Consider the following 23259-nt stretch of genomic DNA (forward strand, 5'->3'; position numbering starts at 1 on the left):
TCCAGTCAGCGGGCGATAATCAGCGGATGCCCACGCTCCGGGTGCCGCTGCACCAACACCTCGAGACCGAATACGGCTTGGAGCGTGTCCGGACGCAAAACGTGCTGCGGTGTATCCAGCGCCACCGGACGCCCACCTTCAAGCAGCAGAACCCGATCACAATAACGCGCCGCCAGATTCAGATCATGCAGGATCACCAATACCGCAGCGCCGCGATCAGCGAATTCGCGCACCGCTTGCAAGGTGGTGTGCTGATGCAGTGGATCGAGCATCGACGTCGGCTCATCCAACAGCAGCGTCTGCCCGGCCTGCCCCGGCCAGAGTTGCGCCAACACCCGCGCCAGATGCACGCGCTGCCGTTCGCCACCGGACAACGCCAGATAACTGCGACCGCTCAAGTGCCCGGCATCCGCTGCAGCCAAAGCCGCCATGATGATTTCGTCATCCCGCAGCCGGCCACTTTGCCAAGGTAAGCGGCCCATGCCGACCACCTCTTCGACGCGGAAAGCAAAATCCAGGGTCGACACTTGGGGCAACACCGCCAATCGCTGCGCGCGCTGCGGGCCGGTCCAGTGACTCAACGCTTGCCCGTCGAGCGAAACCCCGCCCGCACTCGCCGCCAATTCACCACACAAGGCGCCCAGCAAGGTACTTTTGCCAGCACCGTTTGGCCCGAGCACACCGAGCACCTCACCCGGTTCGAGTTGCAGCGTGACATCGCTGAGCACTGCCTTGCGACCCCGCTGGATATGCAGATTGTGCGCGCGCAACATCAGGCACGTCCTCGCAGCAGCAGGTAAAGGAAGAACGGTGCCCCGATAAACGCAGTGACGATACCGATCGGCAACTCTGCCGGTGCCAGCGCCAACCGCGCGACCAGATCAGCCAACAGCAACAGGCTCGCCCCCGCCAACACCGATGCTGGCAGCAACACTTTGTGATCCGGCCCCGCCAGCAAACGCACCAGATGCGGCACCACCAGCCCGACAAAACCGATCATCCCGGCGGCCGCTACTGCGGCGCCGACACCCAGCGCCGTGCAGAACACCAGTTCACGTTTGAGCTTTTCGACATCGATGCCCAAATGCCCGGCTTCCGATTCGCCCAGCAACAACGCATTCAACGCCTTGGCTCGACGCGGCAACCACAATGCGACACCGGCGCTGATGATCAGCAACGGCCAGAGCCGCGCGTAACTGGCGCCATTGAGGCTGCCGAGGTTCCAGAAGGTCAGTGTACGCAGCGTGGCGTCATCCGCCAGGTAAGTGAACAGGCCAACCGCCGAACTGGCCAGCGCTGTCAGCGCGATGCCCGCGAGGAGCATGGTCGCGACATTGGTCTGGCCATTACGGCGGCCGAGTCGATAGACCAGCGCCGTCACACCGAGCCCGCCGAGAAACGCGCAGACTGACAACAGATACGGCCCGAACCACTCCGGCAGGCCGCCAAAGAACGAGCCGCCGACAATCGCGATCGCTGCGCCCAGTGCCGCGCCGCTGGAAACACCGACCAGTCCCGGATCCGCCAGCGGATTACGGAACAAGCCCTGCATCGCCACGCCAGACAAGGCAAGCACACCGCCAACCGCCAGCCCGAGCAAGGTTCGCGGTAGACGAATCTGCCCGAGAATCAGTTCAGCCTGCTCCAGACCATCTGGTGCCAGAGGCACGCCGAGCATGCGCAATGCCGCGCGCAACGTGTCGAACAGCGGCAGACTCACCGGCCCCAGCGCCAATGACAGCCAGATTGCCAGCAAACACAGGAGCGTCAGGCCAATAAACAAGGCACGGGGTTTTACCAATGTGGTCATTGGCCGCTCTTGGCCGGGTAGAAACCGTCAGTCAGGGTTTTCAGCGCCGCCGGCAGTCGTGGTCCGAGGCCGCCGACCAGAAGGGTCGGGTCCAGTTCCAGCACCTGGCCAGCCTTGGCCGCGCGGCTTGAATTGAGAATCGGGTTTTCCTTGAACAGCGCCGCTTTCGCCGCGTCACCGGTCAACGCACGGTCAGCGAACACCAGCACTTCAGGGTCGAGGCTGGCGAGGGATTCCACGGAGAACGGTTTGTATCCGGTATGAGTTGCCAAATTGTGCCCGCCGGCCTGTTGCAGCAGCCAGTCGGCAGCGGTGTCCTTGCCGGCAATCAACGGTTTGCCGCCGGCATGCCCGAGCAACAGCAACACGCCCGGCGCTTTCTGTTTGGCTTGTGCGTCGATGACTCGCACCTTCTGCGCATCGAGCTGCTGTTGATAACTTTTCAGCAACTGCGCAGCCTGTGGCTCGGTACCCAGCAACTGGCCCAGATGAGTGACATTTTTCTCCAGCGTCGGCAGATCCGGTTGAGCCGAGAACAACACCACCTGAACCTTGGCCGCTTTGACTTGCGCCAAAACCGGAGGTGGGCCCATTTCTTCAGTGCCAATCAAGATATCCGGGCGCAGACTGAGAATGCCCTCAGCGGAAAGACTGCGTTGGTAACCAATGCTCGGCAGCGCCTTCAACGAGTCCGGATGCTGACTGGTGGTATCCACGCCAACCAGTTTCGATTCGCCGCCCAAGGCGCTGACCCACTCCGACAGTGCACCACCGGCGCTGACCCAACGTTGCGGCAAATCGGTCGCTGCAGCCTGATGGCTGACGAACAGTCCGGCACACAGCACAGCAACGCGGGTACTCAGGCGCATACACAGCTTCCTTGAAAGAAGTTTTCCCGGGCATCGGCAGGACAGGCCAAGTATCCTCGACATCTACCAGCCGCCCTGCGGGCGAAGGCCGCCATTTGATAATTGTTTGCATTTAAACGTCAAGCTCGGACATATCCGGACACGAGCAGACACTAGAGGATAGCCATGAAGTTTCTCTGCGCTGGCGCCGATCTGGGCGAAGCGAAAAGCCGTGGGTTCGAGATCGACGGCAACAAGCTATTCGCCGTACGCCGCAGCGGCCAGGCCTACGTCTACCTCAATCGCTGCCCGCACCGGGGCGTAGGGCTGGAATGGCAACCCGACCAGTTTCTCGACCCGAGCAACAGCCTGATCCAGTGCGCCACCCACGGCGCACTGTTTCTGATCGAGGATGGTGAATGCGTCGCCGGGCCTTGCGCCGGGCAATCACTCAGCGCCATCCCTTGCCGGGAAGATGCGCAAGGGCTGTGGATCGATGTTTAACCGTTAAGCAGCACGTCGAGACGTCGGTCGATGACCATCTCTTGATGGTTCAGCCGCACGCCATACGCCAGAACCTCAACGCCACATGCGACCGCTTCAAGAAGCGCATCGGCGTAGGCCGAATCGATTTCCTTCGCCGGCCGCACCGCTTCAATCCCGGTGAGATTGACGCAATACAACTGCACCGCCCGAATCCCGTCCCGCGCCAGATGTGCCAGTTCACGCAAATGCTTGGCACCGCGCTGGGTCACCGCATCGGGAAACGCCGCCACCGCTGTACCGTCGAAGCCCAGGGTGACGCTTTTCACTTCCACGTAAGCCGGGCCGCTCGGGTATTCGAGGCGAAAATCGATACGGCTCTTTTCCTGCCCGTACGCCACTTCGCGCTTCAGCGCGGTAAACCCGTTTAACTCGGTGATGACACCTGCCTGCAACGCCTCTTCGACCAAGCCGTTGGCGCGCCCGGTATTCACACAAAACAAGCGGCCTTGCGGGGTTTCGCCGATTTCCCAAGTGCCGGGCAATTTGCGTTTCGGATCGTTGGAGCGACTGAACCAGACCTGCCCGCCCTCGACCTGACAATTGAGCATCGAGCCGGTGTTCGGGCAGTGAATGGTCAGCAACTCGCCGTTAACGGTTTCGATATCGGCGAGAAAACGCTTGTAGCGGCGGATCAGACGCGCTTCTTCAAGTTCTGGATAAAAGCGCATCAGCCCTGCCAACTCTTCAAACCGCGAGCGATGCGTTCCACCGCTTCCTGTAAGCGAGGGAGGTTTTGCGTGTAGGCAAAACGCACATGGTGGCTGGCCTGATAGCGGCCGAAATCCAGACCCGGGGTGAACGCGACATGTTCGGTTTCGAGGAAATGTCGGCAGAACGCGAAGGCATCGCCGCCGAACTGGCTGATATCGGCGTACAAATAGAACGCGCCTTCAGGCTCGACGGCGATGTTGAAACCGAGTTCACGCAACGCCGGCAGCAGGAAATCACGACGTCGGCCGAATTCGGCGCGGCGCTCTTCAAGGATCGCGATAGTGTCCGGTTCGAAACAGGCCAACGCCGCGTATTGCGCCATGCTCGGCGCGCTGATGTAGAGGTTCTGCGCCAGTTTCTCCAGCTCGCTGACAGCCGCATCCGGTGCCACCAGCCAGCCAAGTCGCCAGCCGGTCATACCGAAATATTTGGAGAAACTGTTCAACACAAAAGCGCTGTCATCGACTTCCAGCACGCTCGCCGCATCGGTGCCGTAAGTCAGGCCGTGGTAGATCTCGTCCACCACCAGATGCCCGTGTCTGGCCTTGATGGCTGTGGATAACCCGGCCAGTTCATCGCGAGTCAGGATCGTGCCGGTCGGGTTGGCGGGCGAAGCGACCAAAGCGCCGACGCTGTCGTGATCCCAATGACGCTCGACCAGATCCGGGGTCAGTTGATAGCGCACGTCCGGACCTACCGGCACCAACTGCGCCGCACCTTCCACCAGGCGCAAGAAGTGGCGGTTACACGGATAACCCGGGTCCGCCAGCAGCCAGTGTTTACCGGGGTCGACCAGTAACGCGCTGGCCAGCAACAGCGCACCCGAACCGCCCGGGGTGATCAGAATCCGCCGTGGATCGATGTTCAGGCCGTAACGCGATTGATAAAAACCGGCAATCGCTTCGCGCAGCTCAGGAATACCGCGCGCAGCGGTGTAACGGGTCTTGCCTGCGGTCAGCGCCGCTTGCCCTGCACGAATGATCGGCTCGGCGGTGGTGAAGTCCGGCTCACCGATCTCCAGATGGATCACGTCGTGGCCTTCAGCCTGCAACTCATTGGCCCGCGCCAGCAGCGCCATCACATGGAACGGTTCGATCGCACGACTGCGCGCACTGTAGGGCTGAGCCATTGGTTTTCCTTCGGCAGGGAAAAAGAGACGATTCTACCCATCTGCCGGAACGAGCGAGAACCCGCAGCGGTCACAGCCTCAAGAACGCTGGACTGTAACGATATGAGCGTACGCTCCAGGATTGACTAAAATCAGTGATTGAACAGGTCTTCAACACCACCAGACACGGCTTGCCAAACATTTGCAAGCGCCACCCGCCGGGGCCTCGACATCCGGGAGTAGCGCAGGCCGATTTGATCTGGTAAGTTCGCCCGCTTGCAGCCGCAGGGCCGGCAGGTGTCGGTGATGGAGCAATCCTGCGCAATGGATTACAAGAGTAGAGGCGGTCCATTTCATGCCCACCCAAGCAAAGCAACAGCAGCAAACGGCGATCAGTGGCTTCGAACCTTACGTTCAGGCCAAAGACGAAGAGTACATGGGCAAACCCATGCGCGCGCACTTCACCAAGATCCTGACCAAGTGGAAACTGGACTTGATGCAGGAAGTCGACCGAACTGTTGATCACATGAAGGACGAAGCGGCCAACTTTCCCGACCCGGCCGATCGTGCCAGTCAGGAAGAAGAGTTCGCCCTTGAACTGCGTGCCCGTGATCGCGAGCGCAAGCTGATCAAAAAGATCGACAAGACACTGCAACTGATCGAAGACGGCGAATACGGCTGGTGCGATTCGTGCGGCATCGAGATCGGCGTCAAGCGCCTTGAAGCCCGTCCTACCGCCGACATGTGCGTCGACTGCAAGAACCTGGCAGAGATCAAGGAAAAGCAGGTCGGCAAGTAATCTCGACCTGAACGAAAAACGGAGCGTGCGAACGCTCCGTTTTTGTTTCTGCCTTTTGCCTTTGGCTCTTGTGGGAGCGAGCCTGCTCGCGAAAGCGCTGTGTCATTCAGCATTTGATCGTCTGACACTACGCTTTCGCGAGCAGGCTCGCTCCCACAGGTTGACCTGCGTATAGCCTGAAAAGTAGTTTCGTCTTCATGACTGCCAAGAAATCCCCCGCCTACATCGGCCGCTTCGCCCCAACGCCCAGTGGCCATTTGCACTTCGGTTCGCTGGTCGCCGCCCTCGCCTCTTACCTCGACGCCCGTTCGGTCGGTGGTCGCTGGCTGGTGCGCATGGAAGATCTCGATCCGCCCCGCGAAGAACCCGGTGCGCAAGCGGCGATCCTTAAAGCGTTGGAAAGCTACGGTTTTGAATGGGACGGTGACATGGTGCGCCAGAGCGATCGCCACGATGCTTACGCCGAAGTGCTCAACAGCCTGTTCAATCACGGCCTCGCTTACGCCTGCACCTGCTCGCGCAAACAGCTTGAAGCGTACAACGGCATTTATCCGGGCCTGTGCCGCAATGCCGGTCATGACCAACAAGACGCCGCCATCCGCCTGCGCGTGCCGGAACTGGAATACCACTTCATCGATCGTGTGCAAGGCGAATACCGCCAGCATCTTGGCCGTGACGTCGGCGACTTCGTGATCCGCCGCCGCGACGGTCTCTACGCTTATCAACTGGCCGTGGTGCTCGACGATGCGTGGCAAGGCATTACCGACATTGTGCGCGGTGCCGACCTGCTCGACTCGACGCCGCGCCAACTGTATCTGCAAGAACTGCTGGGCTTGCGTCAGCCGCGCTACCTGCACCTGCCGCTGATCATCCAGCCGGACGGCAACAAGCTCGGCAAGTCCTACCGCTCGCCGCCGCTGCAGGCCGATCAAGCCACACCATTGTTACTGCGAGCCCTGAGCGCCTTGGGGCAAAACCCCGGCGCCGAACTGGCTCACGCCTCGCCGCAAGAGTTGCTGGCATGGGGCAGCGCGCACTGGGATGCCACCAGGATCCCGAGCACACTGACCCTGCCCGAAGCGCAACTGCTATGACGACACTTGCAGTCGCGCGCCCATCCGTTACCATCGCCGCACGTTTTCGGGCACGCGCATAAAAAAGAGAGGCCGGGATGTACATCTATCGCTTGGTCCTGCTTTTAGTCGTGGGGATCTACCTGTTTTCCCCCGCCATCATGGATTGGTGGATCGACGCTACGGGCGCCTGGTATCGCCCCTATCTGCTCTGGCTGATCCTGATTGTCGTGACCTTCATCCTGCAGAGCCAAAAAGATGCCGATGAGCTTTAGCCTGACCCAGATGATCCTGATCAGCGCCGCGTACCTGGCGGCGTTGTTCGGCGTTGCCTGGGTCAGTGAACGGGGCATGATCCCGCGCGCGATCATTCGCCACCCGCTGACCTACACCCTGTCGCTGGGGGTTTACGCCAGTGCCTGGGCGTTCTACGGCACGGTCGGCCTCGCCTATCAGTACGGCTACGGCTTTCTATCCAGCTATCTCGGCGTGTCCGGCGCGTTTCTGCTGGCGCCGGTGTTGCTCTATCCGATCCTGAAAATCACCCGCACCTATCAACTGTCGTCGCTGGCAGACCTGTTTGCCTTTCGCTTTCGCAGCACTTGGGCTGGCGCGCTGACCACAATTTTCATGCTGATCGGTGTGCTGCCCTTGCTGGCGTTGCAGATTCAGGCGGTGGCTGACTCCATCGGCATTCTGACCGGCGAGCCGATCCAGAGCCGCGTGGCGCTGGCATTCTGTGCGCTGATCATCCTGTTCACGATTTTCTTCGGTTCCCGCCACATCGCCACCCGCGAGAAGCACGAAGGCCTGGTGTTCGCGATTGCGTTCGAATCGGTGATCAAACTGATCGCCCTCGGCGGCGTCGGTTTGTATGCGCTATACGGCGTGTTCGACGGCCCGCAGCAACTCGAGTTGTGGTTGCTACAAAACCAGACAGCCCTTGCCGCTCTGCACACGCCGTTGCAGGAAGGCCCATGGCGCACGCTGCTGCTGGTGTTCTTCGCTTCAGCGATCGTGATGCCGCACATGTATCACATGACCTTTACCGAAAACCTCAATCCGCGCTCGCTGGTCAGTGCGAGTTGGGGCTTGCCGCTGTTTCTGCTGCTGATGAGCCTGGCGGTGCCGCTGATCCTTTGGGCCGGCCTCAAACTCGGCGCGACAACCAATCCGGAATATTTCACCCTCGGCATCGGCATTGCCGCCAACAGCAAACCGCTGGCACTGCTCGCCTATGTCGGCGGTCTGTCGGCGGCCAGCGGATTGATCATTGTGACCACGCTGGCGCTGTCGGGCATGGCGCTGAACCACCTGGTGCTGCCGCTTTATCAACCGCCGGCCGAAGGCAATATTTACCGCTGGCTGAAGTGGACCCGCCGGGCGCTGATCGTCGCGATCATCATGGCCGGTTTCGGTTTCTACCTGATGCTCGGCGCCGAGCAGGATCTGGCCAACCTCGGCATCGTCGCGTTTGTGGCGACCCTGCAATTCCTGCCCGGCGTGTTGTCGGTACTGTACTGGCCGACCGCCAACCGTCGCGGCTTTATCGCCGGTCTGCTGGCGGGGATTCTGGTCTGGGTAGTGACCATGCTGTTGCCGCTGGTCGGCAATCTGCAGGGTTTCTACATCCCGCTGCTGAACATGATTTACGTGCTCGACGACACCAGTTGGCACATGGCGGCTATCGCTTCACTCGCCGCCAACGTCTTGATGTTCACCCTGATCTCGCTGTTCACCAACGCCAGTCCCGAAGAAGCCAGCGCCGCTGAAGCCTGCGCTGTGGATAACGTTCGTCGCCCGCAGCGGCGTGAGCTGCACGCCGCCTCGCCACAGGAGTTCGCCACACAACTGGCGAAACCGTTGGGTGCCAAGGCTGCGCAGAAAGAAGTCGAGCAGGCACTACGTGACCTCTATCTGCCGTTTGACGAGCGCCGTCCTTACGCGTTGCGCCGTTTGCGTGACCGCATTGAAGCCAACCTGTCCGGCCTGATGGGCCCGAGCGTGGCGCAGGACATGGTCGAGACCTTCCTGCCGTACAAGGCCGGCGGCGAAAACTATGTGACCGAAGACATCCACTTCATCGAAAGCCGCCTCGAGGATTACCACTCGCGCCTCACCGGTTTGGCCGCCGAGCTCGATGCCCTGCGTCGCTACCACCGCCAAACCTTGCAGGAACTGCCGATGGGCGTCTGCTCGCTGGCCAAAGATCAAGAGATCCTGATGTGGAACAAGGCCATGGAAGAACTCACCGGGATCGCCGCGCAACGCGTGGTCGGTTCGCGTTTGAGCACGATTGGCGAGCCGTGGAAAGAATTGCTGCAAGGCTTCATCAACCTTCCCGACGAACATTTGCACAAACAGCATCTGGCCCTCGACGGTCAGACGCGCTGGTTGAACCTGCACAAAGCGGCGATTGATGAGCCGTTGGCCCCGGGTAACAGCGGCCTTGTGCTGCTGGTCGAAGATCTGACCGAAACGCAGATGCTCGAAGACAAACTGGTGCACTCCGAGCGTCTGGCCAGCATTGGTCGCCTGGCGGCCGGTGTAGCCCACGAAATCGGTAACCCGATCACTGGCATCGCCTGTCTGGCGCAGAACCTGCGCGAAGAACGTGAAGACGACGGCGAGCTGACGGAAATCAGCGGGCAGATTCTTGAACAGACCAAACGCGTGTCACGCATCGTCCAGTCGTTGATGAGTTTCGCCCACGCCGGCAGCCATCAGCACAGCGACGAGCCCGTTTGTCTGGCCGAAGTCGCGCAGGATGCCATCGGCCTGCTGGCGCTGAACCGACGCAATTTCGAAGTGCAGTTCTACAACCTGTGCGATCCGGATCACTGGGTCGAAGGCGATCCGCAACGGCTCGCTCAGGTCTTGATCAATCTGCTCTCCAACGCCCGCGACGCCTCGCCGCCGCACAGTGCGGTACGGGTCAAGAGCGAAGCCGGCGAACACACGGTCGACCTGATCGTCGAAGACGAAGGCAGCGGCATTCCGAAGAACATCATGGACCGATTGTTCGAACCCTTCTTCACCACCAAGGATCCTGGCGAAGGCACCGGTCTGGGCCTTGCACTGGTCTATTCCATCGTTGAAGAGCATTATGGACAAATCACCATCGACAGCCCGGCTGATGTACAAAGCCAACGCGGCACCCGTATCCGGGTGACATTGCCGCGTCATGTCGAAGCGACGTCCGCTGTGAACTGAGACCGTCGAGAGTATCGAATCAATGCCGCACATTTTGATCGTCGAAGACGAAACAATTATCCGCTCCGCCTTGCGCCGCCTGCTGGAACGCAACCAGTACCAGGTCAGCGAAGCCGGTTCAGTGCAGGAAGCACAAGAACGCTTCACCATTCCTACGTTCGATCTGATCGTCAGCGATCTGCGTTTGCCGGGGGCTCCGGGTACCGAGCTGATCAAGCTCGGCCAGGGCACGCCAGTGCTGATCATGACCAGTTACGCCAGCCTGCGCTCGGCGGTCGACTCGATGAAGATGGGCGCGGTGGACTACATCGCCAAGCCTTTCGACCACGATGAAATGCTTCAGGCTGTCGCGCGGATCCTGCGTGATCGCCAGTCAGCGCCGGCCGCCAGTGAAACGGTTGCCAGCAAACCGGCCAATGGCAGTGGCAAATCTGCCGTCGACAACAGTAATGGCGAGATCGGCATCATCGGCTCCTGCCCACCGATGCAGGACCTGTACAGCAAGATCCGCAAAGTCGCGCCGACCGATTCGAACGTGTTGATCCAGGGCGAGTCCGGCACCGGTAAAGAACTGGTGGCCCGCGCTCTGCACAACCTTTCGAAACGCGCCAAGGCGCCGATGATTTCGGTGAACTGCGCGGCCATTCCGGAAAGCCTGATCGAGTCCGAACTGTTCGGCCACGAGAAAGGCGCGTTCACTGGCGCCAGCGCCGGTCGAGCCGGTCTGGTTGAAGCGGCGGACGGCGGCACGCTGTTCCTCGACGAAATCGGTGAGCTGCCACTCGAAGCTCAGGCCCGCCTGCTGCGCGTGTTGCAGGAAGGCGAGATTCGCCGGGTTGGCTCGGTGCAGTCGCAGAAAGTCGATGTGCGCCTGATTGCGGCCACTCACCGGGACCTGAAGAGCCTGGCGAAAATCGGCCAGTTCCGTGAAGACCTTTATTACCGCCTGCATGTGATCGCGTTGAAACTGCCGGCGCTGCGCGAGCGCGGTGCCGACGTCAACGAAATCGCCACGGCGTTCCTCGCTCGCCAGAGCGCACGCATCAATCGTACCGACCTGAAATTTGCTGCGGATGCCGAACAGGCGATCCGTCACTATTCCTGGCCGGGTAACGTGCGTGAGCTGGAAAACGCAGTCGAGCGCGCAGTGATTCTGAGCGAAAGCCCGGAAATTTCCGCCGACTTGCTGGGTATCGACATCGAGCTGAGCGATCTGGAAGACGACGAGTTCATCGGTCTGCCGCCACAAACGGCGGGTAACGCCAGCAACAGCAGCCACGAGCCGACCGAAGACCTGTCGCTGGAAGACTACTTCCAGCACTTCGTCCTCGAGCATCAGGACCACATGACCGAGACCGAACTGGCGCGCAAACTGGGCGTCAGCCGCAAATGTCTGTGGGAACGCCGTCAGCGTCTGGGCATCCCGCGGCGCAAGACCGGGGTCGCCAGCGAGAGCTGAACGTTACCTGTCGAGCGTGCGGGTAACGCTTGAGAATGTGAAAAAACTGTTACCTCAGTCCTTTCACGTAACAGAAGCCGGGGTTATCGGTAACGAAACCCCGGCTTTTTTTCGCCCCGACAAAACGGTTATATCGACCTAACCCCTTGTTTTATTGGGTTTCACAAAAGTTGGCACGCCCCCTGCTATATGTTTAGTACAAGAACAATAACAAGCAATGCACAAGACAATAAAAATAAGACGAATCGACTCACGCACAATAAAAACAAGACGGCGAGAGGCGCAGCTAACTGATTCTTTTGGAGAGGCGTTGTATTTGGGGCTTGCCCCACGACCAGGCCGAGAACAACAAAAACTGTCCTAAGACAGAGCCTGTACTGGTTGGATCGAGAGATCACTGCAATTCAGCGACCAAAGCAATCCGTTTGCTCTTGGCTCCCGATTGGGAGGGTCACGAAGGAAAAGCTTCGTGGCGAGGGCACTCAACAAAAACAAGAAGCCCGAATCAATAATAAAAAGAGCACGCAACTACTTCTTGGGGAGCTTCGGCTCCCCTTGTAGTTTCTCCCTTATGTAAAAAACTCCCTGTTTTACCCCCGTTTCACCCTTGTAGCTTGCGGCTTTCAGCTCGAAACTGCTGTCTCCTACACCATCCCCCGACTAAATGCTAGAATCTGCGCCCATCATGCGGTCATTCTTTGGTATGGCCGAACATTCCTTCAAACAGTGCATCCCATGCTGAAGAAGTTGTTCCAGTCATTCCGAGCTCCCGTGCGTCGTACGCAACACATCCGCAGCACCCCTGAAGTGCTCAACAGCGGCCAACATTCGCTGCAGAAAACGCAATTCAGCCGCTATGCGGTGAATATCGTCGAACGCCTGCAAGGTGCCGGTTACCAGGCTTATCTGGTCGGCGGTTGCGTGCGTGACATGCTGCTGGGCATCACGCCCAAGGATTTCGACGTCGCCACCAGCGCCACCCCTGAGCAAGTCCGTGCCGAATTCCGCAATGCGCGAATCATCGGCCGTCGCTTCAAACTGGTGCACATCCATTTCGGTCGCGAAATCATTGAAGTCGCGACATTCCGCGCCAATCACCCGGTCAACGAAGACGACGAAGACAGCAATCAGTCCTCGCGCAACGAGAGCGGGCGGATTCTGCGCGACAACGTTTACGGCACCCTGGAAGAAGACGCGCAACGCCGCGACTTCACCATCAACGCCCTGTATTACGATCCGGTCAGCGAGCGCATCCTCGACTACGCCAACGGCGTACACGACATCCGCAACCACCTGATCCGTCTGATCGGCGATCCGAAGCAGCGCTATCAGGAAGACCCGGTGCGCATGCTGCGGGCCGTACGTTTCGCCGCCAAGCTCAATTTCGGCATCGAAAAGCACACCGTGCAACCGATCCGCGAACTGGCACCGATGCTGCGCGAAATCCCTTCGGCGCGTCTGTTCGAAGAAGTGCTCAAGCTGTTCCTCTCGGGGCACGGCGCGATCACCTTCGAAATGCTGGTTGATCTGCAACTGTTCGCCCCGTTGTTCCCGGCCAGTGCCGACGCGCTGGAACACAACCCGGAATACACCCACACGCTGATCAGCGAAGCGTTGACCAACACCGACCTGCGCATCAAGCAGAACAAACCGGTGACCCCGGCGTTCCTGTTTGCCGCGCTGCTGTGGCCAGCCCTGCCGGCGCGCGTGTTGCGTCTGCAGGAACGTGGCATGCCGCCGATACCGGCGATGCAGGAAGGCGCTCACGAGCTGATCGCCGAACAGTGTCAGCGCATTGCGATTCCAAAGCGTTTCACCATGCCGATCCGCGAGATCTGGGACATGCAGGAGCGCCTGCCACGGCGCAGCGGCAAACGTGCCGATCTGTTGCTGGACAATCAGCGTTTCCGCGCCGGTTACGACTTCCTGCTGCTGCGCGAAAGCGCGGGCGAAGAAACGGATGGTCTGGGTGAATGGTGGACGGACTACCAGGACGCCAACGACAGCGAACGCCGCGACATGATCCGCGACCTCAGCGGCAAGGGTGATGACGCCAGTGGCGCGCCGCGCAAACGTCGCCGCAGCAGCGGTTCCAAGCGCAAACGCGCTGGCGCCCCGAGCGCTTCGACAGGCGAATAAACGCATGGAACGCATCTACATCGGCATGGGCAGCAACCTCGCTGACCCGGCCGAACAGTTGCGCAGCGCCGTCGAGGCGCTGGGGCAATTGCCGCACACCACACTCGCCGGCGTTTCCGCCTTCTATCAAAGCGACTCGTTGCTGCCGGGCCAACCGCGTTACACCAACGCGGTGGCAGCGCTCGACAGCTCGCTCGCGCCGCTTGAATTGCTCGATGCCTTGCAAGCGATCGAGAACGATCAAGGTCGCGAGCGTCTTGAGCGCTGGGGTCCGCGTACGCTGGATCTGGACATTCTGCTGTTCGGTGATCGACTGATCGACGAGCCGCGTCTGAAAGTCCCGCATTACCAGATTCAGGAACGCGCGTTCGTGCTCTATCCCCTCGCCGAACTGGCGCCGCAAGAACTGCGTCTGGCCGATGGCCGCAGCCTTCCCGATCTGCTGGCAGCCTGCCCGTTCGTCGGCCTGGAACGCCTCCCGACAGATTGATTGCAATCCCCTGTGGGAGCGAGCCTGCTCGCGAAGGCGGTGTTTCATTCAGCGCAATGTTGACTGATCCACCGCCTTCGCGAGCAGGCTCGCTCCCACATTGGTTTATTGCATACGCTGGATTTTGTCGGACAAAAACTCGCCGAATCAGCCCCGCCGCGCCGCTGAATCGCATCAGTAACGCCGGTAACACTCCCCTCGTAACATTGCGGTAACACACGCAATTGACTTCCTGTTGGCTCATCACGACTATAGGCGTCCCGCTGCCGCCAACCCGGCACACACGGGCGCAATCCAGGCCTTATAAGCACGACAAAAGAGCGTGCGCCTGAGTAGATGAAGAATCACGCGCGTTACTCGCAGTAGTTTCCAGAGCGCCTGAACGAGGATTTCTTACATGCCAGCCATCACCCTGACCACGCTCCAGAGCCTCAAGCAGAAAGGTGAAAAGATCACCATGCTGACCTGCTATGACGCGACCTTCGCCCACGCCTGCAATGAGGCCGGTGTCGAAGTGCTGCTGGTGGGCGACTCCCTCGGCATGGTCCTGCAAGGTCACGACAGCACGTTGCCGGTGACCACCGCAGAAATGGCCTACCACACCGCTTGCGTCAAACGCGGCAACACCGACGCCCTGATCCTCGCCGACCTGCCGTTCATGGCCAACGCCACTCTCGAACAAACCATGACTAACAGCGCCATGCTGATGCAGGCCGGTGCGCACATGGTCAAGGTCGAAGGTCAGCTGTGGCTCGCCGAGTCGATCCGTCTGCTCGCCGAGCGCGGTGTGCCGGTTTGCGCGCACATGGGCCTGACTCCGCAAGCAGTGAACATTCTTGGCGGCTATAAAGTGCAGGGCCGCAACGAAAACCAAGCGCGGCAGATGCGTGCTGATGCGATCTCGCTGGAACAGGCCGGTGCGGCGATGCTGCTGCTGGAATGCGTACCGAGTGAACTGGCCGCTGAAATCAGTCAGGCAGTGAAGATTCCCGTGATCGGTATCGGTGCTGGTAACGCTACCGACGGCCAGGTCCTGGTGCTGCACGATATGCTCGGCCTGTCGATCACTGGCCGCGTACCGAAATTCGTGAAGAACTTCATGCACGGTCAGGACAGCATCCAGTCCGCGTTGAAGGCTTACGTCAATGAAGTCAAAGCCACCACGTTCCCTGGCATCGAACACGGATTCTCTGCATGAACACCGTCAAAACCGTACGCGAACTGCGCGCCGCTGTGGCCCGCGCCCGCAGTGAAGGCAAGCGCATCGGCTTTGTGCCGACCATGGGCAACCTGCACAGCGGCCACGTCGCGCTGATCACCAAAGCCACCCAACGGGTGGATTTTGTGGTTGCGAGTATTTTCGTCAACCCGCTGCAGTTCGGCGCCGGCGAAGACCTCGATAAATACCCACGCACCTTGGCGGCGGACCAGGAAAAACTCCTCGAAGCGGGTTGTTCCCTGCTGTTCGCGCCGACTGTCGAGGAAATGTATCCCGACGGTATGGCCGGGCAGACCCGGGTCAGCGTGCCGCAACTCTCCGAAGGCCTGTGCGGCGCCAGCCGTCCGGGGCATTTCGAAGGCGTGGCGACCGTGGTCAGCAAGCTGTTCAACATGGTCCAGCCGGACCTGGCGATCTTCGGTCAGAAGGATTACCAGCAACTGGCGGTGATCCGCGCACTGGTGCATGACCTGAACATGCCGATCCAGATCATCGGCGAGCCGACCGTACGCGCTGCCGATGGCTTGGCGCTGTCGTCGCGCAATGGTTTCCTCAGTGAAGAACAACGCGCGGTGGCGCCGGTGGTCTATCGCTCGCTGAGCAACATTGCCGAATCGATCAAAACAGGCGAACGCGACTTCCCGGCGCTGATCGCTGCCCAAGTGCAGCAGCTGGAAGCGGCGGGCCTGCGTCCGGATTACCTGGAAATCCGCCATGCGCTGACCCTGCGTCCGGCAACGGCTGAAGACCGTGATCTGGTGATTCTGGTGGCCGCGTTCCTCGGCACCACGCGGTTGATCGATAACCTGCACCTGAATCTCGATACGCCGGTTTAAGCCTCACCGATAACCTGTGGGAGTGAGCTTGCTCACGAATGCAATCTGTCAGCTGACGTAAATATCGACTGACATGACGCCTTCGCGAGCAAGCTCGCTCCCACAGGTTTTTTTGTGTTTTAAAGATCTGGTTTCAGCTGTATTGCCGCCTTAAAAGCCTTCGGGCACACTGCCCGCCGTTCGATTCCAACCCGGGAAAACCCACATGCACGCGATCATGCTCAAGGCCAAACTGCACCGCGCCGAAGTCACTCATGCGGTGCTTGATTACGAAGGTTCGTGCGCCATCGATGGCGAGTGGCTGGACTTGTCCGGCATCCGTGAATACGAGCAGATCCAGATTTATAACGTCGACAACGGCGAGCGTTTCACCACCTATGCGATCCGTGGCGAAGAAGGCTCGCGGATGATCTCGGTCAACGGCGCCGCTGCGCACAAGGCCAAGGTCGGTGACCGCGTGATCATTTGTGCCTATGCCCATTACAGCGAAGCCGAGCTGGTCAATTTCAAGCCGCGCATGCTTTACATGGCGCCCGGCAATGAGCTGAGCCACACCAGCAACGCCATCCCGGTCCAGCTCGCCTGAACCCGATATTGCCCCACCCCCTCCGTTTGTCGGCCAGTTCCCGGTCTCGATGTTAAAAAAGTACAGGGATCTGGTCAGACAAAGTCAAGACAGAACGCAGCGCGAGGTTTACTGTATTCGCCCTGTGTCCGGAAATCGTGTCGACACAGTTGATCCGATGCCCAAACAGGGCGTGCCGGGTCTGTTCAGTGTTCAAAAGGCCGTTCAAGTAAAAAGGAAAACCGCAGCGATGGCGTATTACCTCACTCCTCAAGACGTTACCGCTCTGCCCGCCTGGCAAGCGTTGAAAGATCACCGCCAAGCCATGCAGGATTTCAGCATGCGCGAAGCCTTCAACGCCGATCCGCAGCGCTTCAACCAGTTCACCCTCAGCAGTTGCGGACTGTTTCTCGATTATTCGAAGAATTTGATCAACGCCCAGACCCGCGACCTGTTGGTCGGTCTGGCCAATGAAGTCGACCTCAAAGGCGCGATCAAAGCGCTGTTTGAAGGCGAAATCGTCAACACTTCCGAAGGCCGCCCGGCGCTGCACACCGCCCTGCGTCGCCCGGTGGGCGACAAGCTGTCGGTCAACGGCGTCAACGTGATGCCGGAAGTCCACAAGGTTTTGAACCAGATCACCGATCTGGTTGGCCGCATCCACGACGGTCTGTGGCGTGGTTACACCGAGAAGCCGATCACTGACGTGGTCAACATCGGCATCGGTGGCTCTTTCCTCGGCCCCGAGCTGGTTTCCGAAGCGTTGCTGTCGTACGCGCAGAAAGGCGTGCGTTGCCACTACCTGGCAAACATCGATGGCAGCGAGTTCCACGAGCTGACGCAGAAACTGCGCGCCGAGACCACGCTGTTCATCGTTTCGTCGAAATCCTTCAACACCCTCGAAACCCTGAAGAACGCCCAGGCTGCGCGTGCCTGGTACCTGGCGCAGGGCGGTTCGGAAGCCGAGCTGTATCGTCACTTCATCGCCGTCTCGAGCAACAACGCCGCGGCCGTGGCGTTCGGTATTCGCGAAGAAAACATCTTCCCGATGTGGGACTGGGTCGGCGGTCGTTATTCGCTGTGGTCGGCCATTGGTTTGCCGATCGCCCTGGCCATCGGCATGTCCAACTTCAAGGAACTGCTGTCCGGTGCCTACACCATGGACCAGCACTTCCAGACCGCGCCGTTTGAACAGAACATGCCGGTGTTGCTGGCCCTGCTCGGTGTGTGGTACGGCAACTTCTGGGGCGCGCAAAGCCACGCGATCCTGCCGTACGACCATTACCTGCGTAATATCACCAAGCACTTGCAACAGCTGGACATGGAATCCAACGGCAAGAGCGTGCGTCAGGACGGCACCCCGGTGTCGACCGATACCGGTCCAGTGATCTGGGGCGGCGTCGGCTGCAACGGTCAGCACGCCTATCACCAGTTGCTGCATCAAGGTTCGCAGTTGATCCCGGCCGATTTCATCGTGCCGATCGTCAGCTTCAACCCGGTTTCCGACCATCATCAGTGGCTGTACGCCAACTGCCTGTCGCAAAGCCAGGCGCTGATGCTCGGCAAGACCCTGCCGGAAGCCGAGCAGGAACTGCGCGACAAGGGCATGAGCGAAGAGCAGGTGCACAAACTCGCGCCGCACAAGGTGATCCCGGGCAACCGTCCGAGCAACACCATCGTGGTCGAACGCATCAGCCCGCGTCGTCTCGGTGCTCTGGTGGCGATGTATGAGCACAAGGTGTTCGTGCAAAGCGTGGTCTGGGGCATCAACGCCTTCGACCAGTGGGGCGTGGAACTGGGCAAGGAACTGGGCAAAGGCGTTTACAACCGCCTGGTGGGCAGCGATGAGACCACTGCCGATGATCCTTCCACCCAGGGCCTGATCAACTACTTCCGCGGTCGTCACCGCGGTTGATCAGTTGCTTGATAGAGAGCCCCTGAAGTTCAGGGGCTTTTTTTCGTCTGGCGTTTGGCGTTGATTTCGCGGTGACAGCCAAATCGCTTCCCCCTCACCCCAGCCCTCTCCCCCAAGGGGTAGAGGGGGAAAGGGAGCCGATTTTCACGCTTTTCAATACTTGAGTTCGACTCAGGAATTTCAAGTCGATGTATCAAGCCACCTCACCCTAACCCTCTCCCTTTGGGAGAGGGTTAGGGTGAGGTGCGGCCTTGAACCCTTGCGCCTATCGGCGCATCTTTATCCTTGTCGCACCACAAGAATAAGGAACCGTCATGTTCGATATCAGCACGTTCCCCAAAGCCGATGCCGTCCGCCGGGCTGCTCAGTTGAGTCAGGACGACTATCAGCGCCTGTACCGCGAATCCATTGAACACCCCACGGCCTTCTGGGCCGAACAGGCCACGCGTTTCCTCGACTGGAGCACGCCGTGGCAGACCGTTCAGCGCTATGACCTGAAAACCGGTGAAGCCGCCTGGTTTGCCGGGGGCAAACTGAACGTCAGCTACAACTGCATCGACCGTCACCTCGACCAGCGCGGCGATCAGACCGCCCTGCTCTGGGAAGGCGACGACCCGGCCGAATCGGCACACATCACTTACAAAAAACTCCACCACCATGTCTGCCGCTTGGCCAACGTGCTGAAAAGCCGTGGCGTGAAGAAAGGCGATCGGGTGTGCATCTACATGCCGATGATCCCCGAAGCCGCTTACGCCATGCTCGCGTGTTCGCGGATCGGCGCGATTCACTCGGTGGTGTTTGGCGGTTTTTCCCCCGACTCCCTGCGTGATCGCATTCTCGATGCCGATTGCCGCACGGTGATCACCGCCGACGAAGGCGTGCGCGGTGGCAAGTTCGTGCCGCTGAAGCAGAACGTCGACAAAGCCCTGCAGAGTTGCCCGGACGTCAGCACTGTGGTGGTAGTCGAACGCAGCCAAGGCCAAGTCGACTGGGTCGAGGGCCGCGATCTCTGGTATCACCAGGCCGTGCGCGACGTCAGCGACGATTGCCCGCCGGAACCGATGGACGCCGAAGATCCGTTGTTCATCCTCTACACCTCCGGCAGCACCGGCAAACCCAAAGGTGTGCTGCACACCACCGGCGGCTATCTGCTGCAAGCGGCGATGACCTTCAAATACGTGCTCGATTACCGCGACGGCGAAGTGTTCTGGTGTACCGCCGACGTCGGCTGGGTCACCGGCCACAGCTACATCGTCTACGGTCCGCTGGCCAACGGCGCGACCACGCTGATGTTCGAAGGCGTGCCGAGTTATCCGAGCAGTTCACGCTTCTGGCAGGTGATCGATAAACACAAGGTCAACATCTTCTATACCGCACCGACCGCTCTGCGCGCGTTGATGCGCGAAGGCGCCGAACCGTTGAAAGAAACCTCGCGCGCCAGCCTCAGATTACTCGGCAGCGTCGGCGAGCCAATCAACCCGGAAGCGTGGGAATGGTATTTCAACGTGGTCGGCGAACAACGCTGCCCGATTGTCGATACCTGGTGGCAAACCGAAACCGGCGGCATCATGCTCAGCCCGCTGGTCAGCGCCCAGCGAATCAAACCCGGCTGCGCCACGCAGCCGATGTTCGGCGTGCAACCGGTGTTGCTTGATGAGCACGGCAAGGAAATCAAAGGTGCCGGCAGCGGCGTGCTGGCGATCAAATCCAGTTGGCCGGCGCAGATCCGCAGCGTCTATGGCGACCCGCAGCGGATGGTCGACACCTATTTCAAACCCTACCCCGGTTACTACTTCACCGGCGACGGCGCACGCCGCGATGAGGATGGCGATTACTGGATCACCGGGCGCATCGACGACGTGATCAACGTTTCCGGCCACCGTATCGGCACCGCTGAAGTGGAAAGCGCACTGGTGCTGCACGACAGCATCGCCGAGGCCGCCGTGGTCGGTTACCCGCACGACGTCAAAGGTCAGGGCATCTACGCCTTCGTCACCCCCATGAACGGCACCGAAGCGAATGACGAACTGAAGAAAGAACTGCTGGCCCACGTCAGCAAGGAAATCGGCAGTTTCGCCAAACCGGACCTGATCCAGTGGGCGCCGGCCTTGCCGAAAACCCGCTCAGGCAAGATCATGCGGCGCATCCTGCGCAAGATCGCCTGCAACGAACTCGACAGCCTCGGCGACACTTCGACCCTGGCCGACCCGAGCGTGGTGCAGGGCTTGATCGACAAGCGCCTCAATCAGTAACTTCCCCGGGCGCGGTCAACCGGCCGCGTCCGCCCTTCTCACTGAGTGGTCATGGAATTCATCCGCAGTCGTATCGAAAACCAACTCATGAGCCTGACCGGGCTGTCCCTCGGCCAACTCGATCTGGAAAACCCCAAGGGCGATCCCGGCCTGTTCGGCCCCGACTCAGTCAGTTGGCAGGTGCATGGAGACTTCAGCAGCATGTTGATCGGTGGCATCAGTGCATTGTTGCTGCAAGCCTTGCACCCACTGGCGCTGGCCGGGGTTTGGGATCATTCGAACTTTCGTCAGGACATGCTCGGGCGCTTGCGGCGCACCAGCCAGTTTGTCTCCGGCACGACGTTCGGCTCGCGACGCGACGCCGACTGGTTGATCGAGAAGGTGCGCACCATCCACTTGCAGGTGGTCGGCACTGCACCGGATGGTCGGCCCTACGCGGCGAGCGACCCGGATTTGCTGACGTGGGTACATGTGGCCGAAGTCAGTAACTTTCTCGCCGCGCATTTGCGTTATCGCAACCCGCAGTTGTCGGGGGCGGATCAGGATCGTTATTACGCCGAGATCGCTGTGATTGCCGAGCGACTAGGTGCACGCGATGTACCGAAATCGCGGCAAGCCGTGGCCGAGTATCTGCAACGCATGCGCCCGCAGTTGCTGTGCGACGAGCGCAGCCGTGAAGTCTTGCGTCTGCTGCTCGACGCGCCGGCGCCGAGTGTTCTGGCGCGGCCGTTTGGCGATTTGATGATGAAGGCTGGCATTGATCTGCTGCCGGACTGGGCGAGCGACATGCTCGATGTGCGGCAGAGTTCGCTGCAACGTCAACTGATTCGCGCCAGCGTCAAACGTAGCGCACCGATGCTGCGCTGGGCGATGCGCAATGGCTCGGTACAACGGGCCAAACGGCGGATGGGGCTGCTTCGCTGACGCTCAGAGCTGCAAGCTGCAAGCTGCAAGCTGCAAGTTTTGAGCTTGAAGCTTGAAGCTTGAAGCTTGGAGCTTGCAGCTCAGTAACTGCTAAACTCCCGCGCCCCAATTCTCTCCAGCAAGGCGCCCGCATGTCTTCCTTGAATCAGGCGCTGCGCGCCGCCCTCGATCAACGCCAGGACTTGCTCGCTGAGCTGCATAGCCAAGGCACCGATTGCTATCGGCTGTTCCACGGCAGCCAGGAAGGCGCCGGCGGTCTGACCATCGACCGCTACGGCCCGCAACTGCTGGTGCAAAGCTTTCACCAGACGCTGGAACGTGACGACTTGCTGCAACTGCACGCCATGGTCAATCAGGCACTGGGCCTGGAAACCCTGCTGGTCTACAACGACCGTTCCCGTGGCAACTCGCGCATTGATCGCGAAGACAGCGTCTACAAGGCCGACGACGCTGCGCTGTCCGATCTGGTCGGTCATGAATGGGGCCTGAATTACCGGGTGCGCGGGCGTCATGCCGGGCAGGATCCGCTGCTGTTCCTCGATCTGCGCAACACCCGCGGCTGGGTCAAGGATCACGCCAAAGGCAAGTCCGTACTCAACCTGTTCGCCTACACCTGCGGCGTCGGCCTCAGTGCCGCTGCCGGCGGGGCGAGTGAGGTGTGCAACCTGGATTTCGCCGAAGGTAATCTGGCGGTCGGTCGTGAAAACGGTCTGCTCAACCCGCAGTTGCCCGAGATGCAATTCATCCAGTCGGACTACTTCCCGGCGATCCGCCAACTCGCCGGCCTGCCGATCAGCCAGCGCCGCGGGCAGAAGCTGCCGAGTTACCAGCGCCTCGATCAGCGCCAGTACGATCTGGTCCTGCTCGATCCGCCCGCCTGGGCCAAGAGCGCATTCGGCACCGTCGATTTGCTGCGCGACTATCAGAGCCTGCTCAAGCCGGCGCTGCTGACCACCGCAGACAACGGCGTACTCATTTGCTGCAACAATCTGGCGAAAGTCAGCATGGACGACTGGCGCGAGCAGGTGCTGCGCTGCGCCGAAAAGGCCGGCCGGCCGGTGCGAGACTGGCAAGTGATGACCCCGGGCGCCGACTTCCCGTCGATGGATCAGCAACCGCCGCTGAAAACCCTGATCCTGCAGCTCTGAACCGCCCGCGCGGCTAACAACTGTTCCTCTGTGGGAGCGAGCTTGCTCGCGAAGGCGTCGTGTCAGTCGGCATGTTTATCAACTGGACGACCGCTTTCGCGAGCAAGCTCGCTCCCACAGTGTTTTGTGATTACAGAGAAATCTGAACAATCCTGTAGCACGGCTGTTACTTCGGAACCAGAATCGCGTGCCATACTCCAAGGC

Annotated in this window: 20 protein-coding genes; 15 read left to right on the top strand and 5 right to left on the bottom strand. The window is 60.2% G+C overall.

The features are described 5' to 3' along the window. Positions 1-5 precede the first annotated feature (5 nt). Genes ACZZ0G_RS07035 through ACZZ0G_RS07045 form a run of 3 tightly spaced genes read right to left on the bottom strand, consistent with a single transcriptional unit; the run spans position 6 to position 2679 of the window. A complete protein-coding gene (locus ACZZ0G_RS07035) occupies positions 6-773 on the bottom strand; it encodes a heme ABC transporter ATP-binding protein (RefSeq protein WP_463555715.1) in 768 nt (255 codons plus the stop codon). Next, positions 773-1756 carry a FecCD family ABC transporter permease gene (locus ACZZ0G_RS07040; protein ID WP_463558835.1) on the bottom strand — a complete coding sequence of 328 codons (984 nt, stop codon included), beginning with the start codon at positions 1754-1756 and terminating at the stop codon, positions 773-775. The genes ACZZ0G_RS07035 and ACZZ0G_RS07040 overlap by 1 nt, the downstream gene beginning before the upstream one ends. 50 nt (positions 1757-1806) lie before the next feature. Further along, positions 1807-2679 carry a heme/hemin ABC transporter substrate-binding protein gene (locus ACZZ0G_RS07045; protein WP_463555716.1) on the bottom strand — a complete coding sequence of 291 codons (873 nt, stop codon included), beginning with the start codon at positions 2677-2679 and terminating at the stop codon, positions 1807-1809. A gap of 165 nt (positions 2680-2844) precedes the next feature. Between ACZZ0G_RS07045 and ACZZ0G_RS07050 the strand changes: the two genes are divergently transcribed. Continuing rightward, positions 2845-3162 (top strand): Rieske (2Fe-2S) protein, encoded by a 318-nt coding sequence (locus ACZZ0G_RS07050; protein ID WP_463555717.1) that lies wholly within the window; start codon positions 2845-2847, stop codon positions 3160-3162. Here the strand turns inward: ACZZ0G_RS07050 and sfsA are convergent. Both sfsA and ACZZ0G_RS07060 read right to left on the bottom strand, forming a co-directional pair. Further along, on the bottom strand, positions 3159-3872 hold the full coding sequence (gene sfsA, locus ACZZ0G_RS07055; protein WP_463555718.1) for a DNA/RNA nuclease SfsA: 714 nt from the start codon (positions 3870-3872) through the stop codon (positions 3159-3161). The genes ACZZ0G_RS07050 and sfsA overlap by 4 nt on opposite strands. Next, the gene (locus ACZZ0G_RS07060; RefSeq protein ID WP_053123886.1) at positions 3872-5044 is read right to left on the bottom strand and encodes a pyridoxal phosphate-dependent aminotransferase; all 1173 of its coding nucleotides are present in this window, start codon (positions 5042-5044) and stop codon (positions 3872-3874) included. The genes sfsA and ACZZ0G_RS07060 overlap by 1 nt, the downstream gene beginning before the upstream one ends. A gap of 334 nt (positions 5045-5378) precedes the next feature. On the opposite strand from ACZZ0G_RS07060, the gene dksA reads away from it, so the two are divergent. The 14 genes from dksA (at position 5379) to ACZZ0G_RS07130 (ending at position 23055) form a co-directional block, all read left to right on the top strand. Beyond that, positions 5379-5822 carry an RNA polymerase-binding protein DksA gene (dksA, locus tag ACZZ0G_RS07065; protein ID WP_007909922.1) on the top strand — a complete coding sequence of 148 codons (444 nt, stop codon included), beginning with the start codon at positions 5379-5381 and terminating at the stop codon, positions 5820-5822. A gap of 197 nt (positions 5823-6019) precedes the next feature. Continuing rightward, on the top strand, positions 6020-6916 hold the full coding sequence (gene gluQRS, locus ACZZ0G_RS07070) for a tRNA glutamyl-Q(34) synthetase GluQRS (RefSeq protein WP_463555719.1): 897 nt from the start codon (positions 6020-6022) through the stop codon (positions 6914-6916). 77 nt (positions 6917-6993) lie between these two features. Then, entirely contained in the window at positions 6994-7170 is a 177-nt protein-coding gene (locus ACZZ0G_RS07075; RefSeq protein WP_003176118.1) for a hypothetical protein, read from the top strand. Further along, the gene (locus ACZZ0G_RS07080) at positions 7154-10108 is read left to right on the top strand and encodes a sensor histidine kinase (protein WP_463555720.1); all 2955 of its coding nucleotides are present in this window, start codon (positions 7154-7156) and stop codon (positions 10106-10108) included. Before ACZZ0G_RS07075 ends, ACZZ0G_RS07080 begins: the two co-directional genes overlap by 17 nt. A 22-nt stretch (positions 10109-10130) precedes the next feature. After that, entirely contained in the window at positions 10131-11567 is a 1437-nt protein-coding gene (locus ACZZ0G_RS07085) for a sigma-54-dependent transcriptional regulator (RefSeq protein WP_463555721.1), read from the top strand. A gap of 735 nt (positions 11568-12302) precedes the next feature. Continuing rightward, complete coding sequence (locus tag ACZZ0G_RS07090) at positions 12303-13706, top strand: polynucleotide adenylyltransferase PcnB (RefSeq protein ID WP_463555722.1); 1404 nt, start codon at positions 12303-12305, stop codon at positions 13704-13706. A 4-nt stretch (positions 13707-13710) separates the two neighbouring features. Next, positions 13711-14196, top strand: coding sequence for a 2-amino-4-hydroxy-6-hydroxymethyldihydropteridine diphosphokinase (gene folK / locus ACZZ0G_RS07095; protein ID WP_463555723.1), 486 nt, complete (start codon positions 13711-13713; stop codon positions 14194-14196). 397 nt (positions 14197-14593) lie between these two features. After that, positions 14594-15394: a 3-methyl-2-oxobutanoate hydroxymethyltransferase gene (gene panB / locus ACZZ0G_RS07100; RefSeq protein WP_093434905.1), complete on the top strand. Its 801-nt coding sequence runs from the start codon at positions 14594-14596 to the stop codon at positions 15392-15394. Further along, positions 15391-16251: a pantoate--beta-alanine ligase gene (gene panC, locus ACZZ0G_RS07105; protein WP_463555724.1), complete on the top strand. Its 861-nt coding sequence runs from the start codon at positions 15391-15393 to the stop codon at positions 16249-16251. Before panB ends, panC begins: the two co-directional genes overlap by 4 nt. 205 nt (positions 16252-16456) lie before the next feature. Next, complete coding sequence (panD, locus tag ACZZ0G_RS07110; RefSeq protein WP_003205654.1) at positions 16457-16837, top strand: aspartate 1-decarboxylase; 381 nt, start codon at positions 16457-16459, stop codon at positions 16835-16837. A gap of 229 nt (positions 16838-17066) precedes the next feature. Next, on the top strand, positions 17067-18731 hold the full coding sequence (gene pgi / locus ACZZ0G_RS07115) for a glucose-6-phosphate isomerase (protein WP_463555725.1): 1665 nt from the start codon (positions 17067-17069) through the stop codon (positions 18729-18731). Between the two features lie 314 nt (positions 18732-19045). Next, entirely contained in the window at positions 19046-20983 is a 1938-nt protein-coding gene (gene acs / locus ACZZ0G_RS07120; RefSeq protein WP_463555726.1) for an acetate--CoA ligase, read from the top strand. Between the two features lie 51 nt (positions 20984-21034). Then, entirely contained in the window at positions 21035-21907 is an 873-nt protein-coding gene (locus ACZZ0G_RS07125) for an oxygenase MpaB family protein (protein WP_463555727.1), read from the top strand. Between the two features lie 131 nt (positions 21908-22038). Next, the gene (locus tag ACZZ0G_RS07130; RefSeq protein ID WP_463555728.1) at positions 22039-23055 is read left to right on the top strand and encodes a class I SAM-dependent rRNA methyltransferase; all 1017 of its coding nucleotides are present in this window, start codon (positions 22039-22041) and stop codon (positions 23053-23055) included. Positions 23056-23259 lie beyond the last annotated feature (204 nt).

The organism is Pseudomonas sp. AC169 (assembly GCF_979258515.1).

What these genes read in the sequence shown, in the direction of transcription:
- ACZZ0G_RS07035 (WP_463555715.1), bottom strand. Translation starts at nt 773, where the DNA reads ATGTTGCGCGCGCACAATCTGCATATCCAGCGGGGTCGCAAGGCAGTG.
- ACZZ0G_RS07045 (WP_463555716.1), bottom strand. Translation starts at nt 2,679, where the DNA reads ATGCGCCTGAGTACCCGCGTTGCTGTGCTGTGTGCCGGACTGTTCGTC.
- ACZZ0G_RS07050 (WP_463555717.1), top strand. Translation starts at nt 2,845, where the DNA reads ATGAAGTTTCTCTGCGCTGGCGCCGATCTGGGCGAAGCGAAAAGCCGT.
- sfsA (WP_463555718.1), bottom strand. Translation starts at nt 3,872, where the DNA reads ATGCGCTTTTATCCAGAACTTGAAGAAGCGCGTCTGATCCGCCGCTAC.
- ACZZ0G_RS07060 (WP_053123886.1), bottom strand. Translation starts at nt 5,044, where the DNA reads ATGGCTCAGCCCTACAGTGCGCGCAGTCGTGCGATCGAACCGTTCCAT.
- dksA (WP_007909922.1), top strand. Translation starts at nt 5,379, where the DNA reads ATGCCCACCCAAGCAAAGCAACAGCAGCAAACGGCGATCAGTGGCTTC.
- gluQRS (WP_463555719.1), top strand. Translation starts at nt 6,020, where the DNA reads ATGACTGCCAAGAAATCCCCCGCCTACATCGGCCGCTTCGCCCCAACG.
- ACZZ0G_RS07075 (WP_003176118.1), top strand. Translation starts at nt 6,994, where the DNA reads ATGTACATCTATCGCTTGGTCCTGCTTTTAGTCGTGGGGATCTACCTG.
- ACZZ0G_RS07080 (WP_463555720.1), top strand. Translation starts at nt 7,154, where the DNA reads ATGCCGATGAGCTTTAGCCTGACCCAGATGATCCTGATCAGCGCCGCG.
- ACZZ0G_RS07085 (WP_463555721.1), top strand. Translation starts at nt 10,131, where the DNA reads ATGCCGCACATTTTGATCGTCGAAGACGAAACAATTATCCGCTCCGCC.
- ACZZ0G_RS07090 (WP_463555722.1), top strand. Translation starts at nt 12,303, where the DNA reads ATGCTGAAGAAGTTGTTCCAGTCATTCCGAGCTCCCGTGCGTCGTACG.
- folK (WP_463555723.1), top strand. Translation starts at nt 13,711, where the DNA reads ATGGAACGCATCTACATCGGCATGGGCAGCAACCTCGCTGACCCGGCC.
- panB (WP_093434905.1), top strand. Translation starts at nt 14,594, where the DNA reads ATGCCAGCCATCACCCTGACCACGCTCCAGAGCCTCAAGCAGAAAGGT.
- panC (WP_463555724.1), top strand. Translation starts at nt 15,391, where the DNA reads ATGAACACCGTCAAAACCGTACGCGAACTGCGCGCCGCTGTGGCCCGC.
- panD (WP_003205654.1), top strand. Translation starts at nt 16,457, where the DNA reads ATGCACGCGATCATGCTCAAGGCCAAACTGCACCGCGCCGAAGTCACT.
- pgi (WP_463555725.1), top strand. Translation starts at nt 17,067, where the DNA reads ATGGCGTATTACCTCACTCCTCAAGACGTTACCGCTCTGCCCGCCTGG.
- acs (WP_463555726.1), top strand. Translation starts at nt 19,046, where the DNA reads ATGTTCGATATCAGCACGTTCCCCAAAGCCGATGCCGTCCGCCGGGCT.
- ACZZ0G_RS07125 (WP_463555727.1), top strand. Translation starts at nt 21,035, where the DNA reads ATGGAATTCATCCGCAGTCGTATCGAAAACCAACTCATGAGCCTGACC.
- ACZZ0G_RS07130 (WP_463555728.1), top strand. Translation starts at nt 22,039, where the DNA reads ATGTCTTCCTTGAATCAGGCGCTGCGCGCCGCCCTCGATCAACGCCAG.